The sequence below is a fragment of the Brevundimonas sp. genome (assembly GCF_036402095.1).
Classification (GTDB): Bacteria; Pseudomonadota; Alphaproteobacteria; order Caulobacterales; family Caulobacteraceae; genus Brevundimonas.
Window position 1 is genome coordinate 1 of record NZ_DASWTO010000101.1, and the last position, 3,727, is coordinate 3,727.

The following is a 3,727-nucleotide window of genomic DNA, read 5'->3' on the forward strand; positions in this document are numbered from 1 at the left end:
CTCGGGGTCGCGGATGACGTCCTCGGCCTTGCCCTCGAACAGGACGGCGCCGCCCGAGATGATCGAGGCGTGGTCGAGGATCTCCCGCGTCTCGCGGACGTTGTGGTCGGTGATCAGCACGCCGATGCCCTCGCCGGCCAGGTAGCGGATGACCTGACGGATATCGGCGATGGCCAGCGGGTCGATGCCGGCGAAGGGCTCGTCGAGCAGCATGAAGCTGGGACGGCCGGCGAGGGCGCGGGCGATCTCGCAGCGGCGCCGCTCGCCGCCGGACAGGCCGGAGGCCGGGGCATGACGCAAGTGGTCGATGCGCAGCTCTTCCAGCAGGCGGGAGGTCTCTTCGGCGATGGCCTGACGGCCGGTGTGGTGCAGTTCGACGACGGCGCGGACGTTCTGCTCGACCGTCATGCCGCGGAAGATCGAGGCCTCCTGCGCGAGGTAGCCGAGGCCCATGCGGGCGCGCTGGTACATCGGCTGGGCGGTGATGTCCTCGCCATCGAGCCAGATCTTGCCGCTGTCGGGCGGAATCAGGCCGGTGATCATGTAGAAGCAGGTGGTCTTGCCGGCCCCGTTGGGGCCGAGCAGGCCGGCGACCTGGCCGCGCTCGACGTGCAGGGAGACGTCGCGCACCACCTGACGCGGACCGAAGGAGCGGGCGATGTTCTGGACCCGCAGGCCGGTCGGGCGCGGGGCCTCGGCCGCGGCCTCGGGGGCGGCGGCGTCGTGGACGTTGAGAGCGGAGAGTTCCTTGCGGGCCACGGTTCCGTCCGAGCCGGGGCTCAGTTCCCGCCGCGTTCGGGGTAGAAGACGCCCTGCACGCGGCCGCCCTCGCCGGCGCCGTCCATCTCGGCCGCCTCGGTCCGGGTGTTGTAGGTCAGACGGCCGCCGGTCATGACGTTCTCGCCCTGGGTCAGGATCACGTCGCCGGTCAGGACGATGGTGTCGTTGGCCGGGGTGTAGACGGCCCGGTCGCCGCGGATGGTCTGTTCCGGGGTGACGAAATAGACGTTGCCGGTGGCCTCGACGCGGCTGAGCCCGCCGTCGGAGATCACGCCCTCCACGCGGTCGGCGCGGATGCGGTTGTCGCCCTGGGTGAGTTCCGCGCGCCCGCGCAGCGACAGCGCCGTCGGCGTGCGCGACACCTGGTCGGCGCCCCACATGATCGGCTGTCCGGCCTGGAAGCTCTGCGCGCCGCCCAGGGTGGGCAGGGCCGCGAGGGCCAGGGCGATCGCCGCCGTCGTCAGGGTTCTGGTCATGCTCATCCGTCCGACCTCGCGGCGTTGATGGTCCCGCGCACCTTGTTATCACCCGAGCCGCTGAACACGACCCGTTCGCCCTGTTCATAGATCGCATAGGACGAAGCGGTGATGGTTCCAAGTGCCCCGGAGCCCTGGACGCCCTTGGAACCGGTCACCACGCCGGTCGAGGTGTTCACCACGGCCTCGGGGGTGACGAGGGTGAAGCCCGAGCCGCCATCCGAGATGCGCACGTTGGGGCCGATGGTGACGGTCTTCGCCGCCTCGTCATAGATGCCGCCGTCGGCGGTCAGGGTGGTGACCTTGCGGCCGCCGAGATTGAGCCGCAGCGCCGGACCCACGAGCCGGAACCGGCCGGTCTCGGCGTCGCGCACGGCGCGTTCGAAGCCGACCACGAAGCTGCGGCCCTGGGCGTCCTGGCCGAGGAAGCGGGACTTTTCGAGCGTCACCTCGCGGGTCGCCCCGGCCTTGCGCTCGACGTCGGAGATGACGCTGCGCAGCACGATCCAGCTGATGGTCCCGCCGGCCAGCACGACGATGGCCACCGGCAGGACGCGGCGCAGCAGCTGCACGCGGCGGGAGCGGGCGCGGAAGGCCCGGGCCGTGGCGGCGATGCGGGCCTCGTCCGCCTGGTCGCGCGTGTCGGCGGGTTCGGTCATCAGGTGTGCGCGAAGATGTCCATCTCGTCCCAGCCGGCCAGGTCCAGCGCGGACCGGGACGGCAGGAAGTCGAAGCATTTGCGGGCCAGTTCGGTCCGGCCCTCGCGCGCCAGCATCTCGTCCAGCCGGGCCTTGACCGCGTGCAGGTAGAGGACGTCGGAGGCGGCGTATTCCAGCTGGGCCGGGGTCAGTTCGGCCGCGCCCCAGTCGGAGCTCTGCTGGGCCTTGGACAGGTCGACCCCCGCCAGTTCGCGGACGACGTCCTTGAGACCGTGGCGGTCGGTGTAGGTGCGGGCCAGCTTCGACGCGATCTTGGTGCAGTAGACCGGGCGGGTCTCGACGCCGAGGTGGAGCTGGAACATGCCGATGTCGAAACGGCCGAAGTGGAACAGCTTGAGCACCGCCGGGTCGGTCAGCAGCCGCTTCAGGTTGGGGCAGTCGTAAGCGGGGCGGCGCATGCGCACGACGTGGGCGTCGCCGTCCCCGGCCGAAAGCTGGACCACGCACAGCGGATCACGGCGGAAACGCAGGCCCATGGTCTCGGAATCGATCGCGACCTCGGGACCGAGGTCGAGGCCGTCCGGCAGGTCGCCTTCGTGAAGATGCACGGTCATGTCGGCTGTCTCATAGCGGAGAACATAAACGAACGGCGCCGTATCGCTAGGACACGGCGCCGCCGAAAAAATGGTGCCCAGAAGAGGACTCGAACCTCCACGGCCGTTAAGCCACTGGCACCTGAAGCCAGCGCGTCTACCAATTCCGCCATCTGGGCCCAGACGTTTCGCGCTTGCACGCGTTTCCGTCCGGAAGGCGCGGACCCTTAAGGCAGCCCCATGGGCGGGTCAACAGGCTTTTGTCCTGTTTGCGTTGCAGCCGTGGTGACCATCGTCTAATCCCCGCGCCGAGGCCGGTTCCGCACCGGCCGCCCGTCCCTGGAGTTCTGTCATGAGCGAAGCTGCGCCCGGCCTGATCACCGTCTTCGGCGGCTCGGGTTTCGTCGGCGGCCAGGTGGTCCGGGATCTGGCCCGGCGCGGATGGCGCATCCGGGTGGCCGTGCGCCGCCCGGACCGCGCCTACAGGCTGCAGACGTCCGGCCACGTCGGCCAGATCCAGGCGGTGCGCTGCGACGCGGCCGACCCGGCCCAGGTCGAGGCCGCCCTGCAGGGCGCCGACGCCGCGATCAACCTGATCGGAATTCTCTACGAGGCCGGGGCGCGCTCGTTCGAGGCGATGCACGTCGACGCCGCCCGCAACATCGCCTTCGCCTGCGCCGCCGCGAGCGTTGACCGGCTGGTGCATGTGTCAGCGATCGGCGCCAATCCCGAGAGCGATTCGAAGTACGCCCGCACCAAGGCCGCGGGCGAGATGGCGGTGCGCGAGGCCAAGCCCGACGCGGTCGTCATCCGGCCCTCGATCGTGTTCGGCGCCGGGGACGGCTTCCTGAACAAGTTCGCCTCGATGGCGACCATGGCGCCGGCGCTGCCGCTGATCGGCGGCGGCAAGACCCGGTTCCAGCCCGTCTATGTCGGAGACGTCGCCGAGGCGATCGTCCGCACCGTGGAACGGCCCGACGCCGCCGGCCGCACGTTCGAACTGGGCGGCCCCGAGGTGATGACCTTCGAGGACATCCTGAAGCTGGTGCTGCGCGAGACCCGGCGCCGCAACGGCCTGATCCCCCTGCCCTTCTTCGCCGCGCGGGCGATCGGTTCGCTGGCGCAGCTGACCAGCATCGTGGGCATCGCGCCGGTTCTGACGCGCGACCAGGTCGCGAGTCTGGAAACCGACAACGTCGTCGCGGACAGCGCCGAAGGC

5 protein-coding genes and 1 tRNA gene are annotated in these 3,727 nt (G+C 70.3%); 1 reads left to right on the plus strand and 5 read right to left on the minus strand.

Annotated features, from left to right (window positions below):
• The 5 genes from lptB to VGD32_RS07695 form a co-directional block, all read right to left on the minus strand.
• A partial coding sequence (gene lptB, locus VGD32_RS07675; RefSeq protein WP_331031311.1) for an LPS export ABC transporter ATP-binding protein occupies positions 1-759 on the minus strand: 759 nt, incomplete at its 3' end.
• A gap of 20 nt (positions 760-779) precedes the next feature.
• Positions 780-1,256: an LptA/OstA family protein gene (locus tag VGD32_RS07680; protein WP_331031312.1), complete on the minus strand. Its 477-nt coding sequence runs from the start codon at positions 1,254-1,256 to the stop codon at positions 780-782.
• Positions 1,257-1,258: 2 nt separating this feature from the next.
• Positions 1,259-1,915: an LPS export ABC transporter periplasmic protein LptC gene (lptC, locus tag VGD32_RS07685; RefSeq protein WP_331031313.1), complete on the minus strand. Its 657-nt coding sequence runs from the start codon at positions 1,913-1,915 to the stop codon at positions 1,259-1,261.
• The gene (locus tag VGD32_RS07690) at positions 1,915-2,529 is read right to left on the minus strand and encodes a ribonuclease D (protein ID WP_331031314.1); all 615 of its coding nucleotides are present in this window, start codon (positions 2,527-2,529) and stop codon (positions 1,915-1,917) included. Before VGD32_RS07690 ends, lptC begins: the two co-directional genes overlap by 1 nt.
• A gap of 71 nt (positions 2,530-2,600) precedes the next feature.
• Positions 2,601-2,687: transfer RNA gene (locus VGD32_RS07695), tRNA-Leu, on the minus strand.
• Positions 2,688-2,860: 173 nt separating this feature from the next.
• Between VGD32_RS07695 and VGD32_RS07700 the strand changes: the two genes are divergently transcribed.
• Positions 2,861-3,727, plus strand: an 867-nt coding sequence (locus VGD32_RS07700; RefSeq protein WP_331031315.1) for a complex I NDUFA9 subunit family protein, incomplete at its 3' end; no start/stop codon positions are given.